Origin of the sequence: Sodaliphilus sp. (assembly GCF_045598405.1) — a bacterium.
Classification (GTDB): Bacteria; Bacteroidota; Bacteroidia; order Bacteroidales; family Muribaculaceae; genus Sodaliphilus; species Sodaliphilus limicaballi.
In genome coordinates this window covers 1-3,842 of sequence record NZ_JAZLLZ010000078.1, presented here as the reverse complement: position 1 = coordinate 3,842, position 3,842 = coordinate 1, and the positions used below count along the sequence as shown (strand labels likewise).

At 44.7% G+C, this 3,842-nt stretch carries 1 protein-coding gene; it reads left to right on the top strand.

Going from position 1 to position 3,842, the window contains the following annotated elements; translation table 11 throughout:
• The first annotated feature begins 547 nt into the window (after positions 1-547).
• Positions 548-3,520 carry a leucine-rich repeat protein gene (locus tag ACKI3C_RS06225; RefSeq protein ID WP_407403143.1) on the top strand — a complete coding sequence of 991 codons (2,973 nt, stop codon included), beginning with the start codon at positions 548-550 and terminating at the stop codon, positions 3,518-3,520.
• The last annotated feature ends 322 nt before the right edge of the window (positions 3,521-3,842 follow it).

The window sequence follows — 3,842 nt, the reverse complement described above, 5'->3', positions numbered from 1 at the left end:
CAGGGTTATGTGCAGAACTGCGTTCTGCGTGTCGGCTTTCAGCCTCTCATTACAAAATCATGTGAGATCCCCGCGCGGATAAAAATCTATTGTAGTATAGTTACAACAGATTGCTCTGATTTAACTGAATAAGAAATTATTTTAACTCAAGTTTCGCATGTTAATGTAATTATTGCTAATTCTTTGTCCGGCAGGACAATACCTGAATAACCCCCACCGCCGAACGAAGTGGCGGTGGGGGGAAGAAATGCGACAAGCACTGCGTCCAGCAGGACGCTAATCGGAGCAAATTAGTGAGACTCAAATGGTTTAACACCCGAAACGAAAAATTCTAATTAATTTAATTTCTTTCAGTTATTATTAAATCTGTGTTATCAGTGAGATCCGCGCGGGGAAATTACCCAAAATACCATTGCTGAATAGTTACAATCGCTAGTCCGCAATGTTAATAATCTCTAAAAACCGAAATGGCGATTTGTTGTATTGTGTTAATTGCTTAAATTTGTAAGTATTATCAATTAGCATAATCGAATAAAATATCGTTGATATGAGGAAACTATTTTCTATCTTGTGTGCAACCATAGCGCTCGTGGCATCGGCTGCTGTGGGTGATGATTTCAATTTCCAGAATTGTACATATCTAATCACTAAGGAGTATGTTAACAGCGCTGAGTATGGCGAGATTACCTGTGTGGGCCTCAATGCTACCGGCAAGGCCGCACAGTCGCTTGACCTTACCATCCCCAACCTCCTCTCGCGTGGCAGTAACCCTACCAGATTCTACCGCGTGACTAAAATCCTCGATAAGGGATTCTATGGATGTGAAAACATCGTCTCGTTAACGATTAACGACAAGATAGACCTGATAGGTTCTGGTGCCTTTGCATCGTGTACCAATCTCCAGACCCTCGTTTGTGGAGCCGTGGAGATAGGCCAACAGGCGTTCTCGGGTTGTGAGAAGCTGAATAAAATCACTTTGCGAGAAGGAGTGCAAAAGCTTGATTCGTTCTGTTTCCAGAAGACCAGCATCAGCTACATCGATATCCCGGCTTCGGTGACTTCGATAGGCCGCTTGCCGTTTATGGGTTGTAAATCTATGTTTGAATACAGTGTGAGCAAGGACAACCAGTACTATGCTGATGATGGTCGCATGCTTTACTCCAAGGACTACAATTCTCTAATTTATTCACCTGAGGGAATTAATTGTAATAAAGGTTATCTTATTCGCGTTCACCCCAAGACCACCATTGTAGAGACTGAGGCTTTCAATGGTTTTATTGGCCTGGCCTGGATCGTTTTGCCTTACGGCATCAAGACCATCAAGGAGAATGCTTTTACCAATTCGAGTATTGAAGGTGTGATTATTCCTGCTACTATTGAGTCAATCGGTACCAATGCGTTCCGCAGTTGTAAAAATCTTACCCACCTGTTTGTTAATAAAAAGACGCCTCTATATGTAACGGGACTTTTTGTCGACTCAAAAAAACCGCACCTCCATGTGCCGTTGGGCCGTGAGGATGCTTATAAGAACAGCAAATGGAATGAAGTAGAAGATTATAACGCCAATGGCATTGAATCGTTTGACTTGATCAATGATAATGACATTGCAGTAACCATTACCAGCACTAAGAGATGCCAGGCCGTTGACGGCGTAACTTATGACGGACGCTGCAAGATGGTTAAGTCTCCCAAATATTACAACAACCCTAATGCTATCGTTAAACTGCCCAATTCTATTACCGTGGGCGATAGGAATTTTGCACTCACCAGCATTGCAACGCGAGCCAAGACTTCTTTGTCAGATACTGAGAGTTGGTCATACTATGGCGGCGAAGCTGTTGATTCGATTGACGATGCTGCGTTTATCAATACTCAAGTCAAGTATGTTGCATTAAAAAATGCGAGTTATGTGGGAAAGCAGGCTTTTGAGGGATGTTCTAATCTCGTAGCATTCCATTTCGGACAGAAGTTGCGTTACATAGGTGCAAATGCATTTATGGACTGCAGACTTAACGGAGATTTCCCCAGCGGATTAGGTACACCCACAAAATTCAGTGGCAACATTTGCCTCCCCGTGAGCTTGCTGACTCTGGGTGCCGATGCTTTCTATGGTACGGGGGTTAAGAGAATTGTTGTTCCCAGCACAGTTAAGAACTTGTCGCCCGATGCATTCCGTGGAATGCTGTCGGTTCAGGAAATATACCTCAATCAGTGGGCTCTTCAGTGGGAGCAGTTCCGCTTCACAGATGTGCCCAGTACATGCATGCTGTATGTACCTGTTGGCAAAACCAAGTATGGCGGCAAGGCATTCAAGTCGGCCAATATCACGGGTGGTGCATTCGACTTTGCCCATACAAACTCGTCTATTGCCGATTTCTCTGAATACAAAGAACCGGCAACCATTGTAAGCAATCAAGCATTCACACGAGATGGCGTGGAATATGCCGGCAAGGTTAACTACGTTAGATGCCCCACTATTTCAGTACCTGACAATTTCAAGGGATCGAATTATCTGGTTAACAATGGTAAGAAGTATTTAGTGACCGAAATAGGTGACTCTTGTTTTACCAACTTCGCTAATTTGACTGCTACCGACCTTTCAGAGATGACGGCACTGGAACGTATAGGCCATCACGCTTACTCTGGTTCATCGGTCACTTCGCTCACCATTCCCAAGACGTGCACTAAATTTGGCCTCGGCGCATTTACCCATGCAACGAAACTCAAGGAACTCCTCATCTTAGGCACAAACACGCGCACATGGGAAGGCCAATACTATGGCAACAATGCAAGCGACTTCAAGATTTATGTCCACAACCAAGTGTTTTATAGAAACTACTGGTATCAAGACTATAAAATCTGGAACATGAACGACGGCATCAGTCCTCTGGACGCACTTAACATTTATGTACAGCCCGACTACGACAACTACAACCTAGGTGTGTGCATCCCACTTGATTTTGAAGCGGCTCACGTCAATGCCTATGTGGCATCATCTTGTTCAAGTGACAACAATACCATTACGATGGAAAAGGTTGCAAGAGTGCCTGCCAAAACTGGAGTTATACTGACAGATCTCGAACCATACGCGATATACAAAATTCCACGAGCACTTTCGGCCAGTGGAACTTCGGTTCTCAGCGCTTCGGCAACCGGCGACGTCGATGTCAACTCGCTCACATGTGCTTATGTGTGGAATTGCGCAACAAAGAGATTCTGGCGTCCATCAGACACTTCTACGCCGTATTACACGGGCCCGGGTCGTTCTTACCTGAGTCTGGACCACAGTAGCAGCTATGACAATTACTACACCAGCCTGTGGCCCGACACTCCCGCTGGCAAGAAGGGCGACGTGAACGGTGACGGCAACGTCGATATCACCGATGCCAACATACTCATCAACATCATCCTGGGCAAGGATAACGCCAGCAAATACGGCGGCCGCGCCGATGCCGACGGCAACGGAACAGTTGACGTGAGCGACGCCAACGCCGTGATCAACAAGATCCTGGGCAAGTAAGGTTAAGAGATTTCGTTAATAACGTGGTTTTCGTTAATCACGTTATTAACGTTATTGTCGTTATTGACGCTATTAACGCTATTAACGCTATTAACGCTATTAACGTTATTAACGTTATTAACGTTATTAACGTTATTAACGTGATTGACGTTATTGCCGCTAATCGCTATAATCTCCGTGCCCTCTGTGCCTTCTATGTTGAAATCCAAATAAATTGAGTGTAATTTAACGTTTTTTACGCCATTTGGCGTTGTTTTTGCCGTTTTTTGCGTGAGCTTGGGCAAAAAGAAGGTAGCCAGGCACATTTTTGTGCTTGGTGGTT

Excerpts from the sequence above, each read along its gene's own strand:
- ACKI3C_RS06225 (WP_407403143.1), top strand. The coding sequence starts at position 548 with ATGAGGAAACTATTTTCTATCTTGTGTGCAACCATAGCGCTCGTGGCA.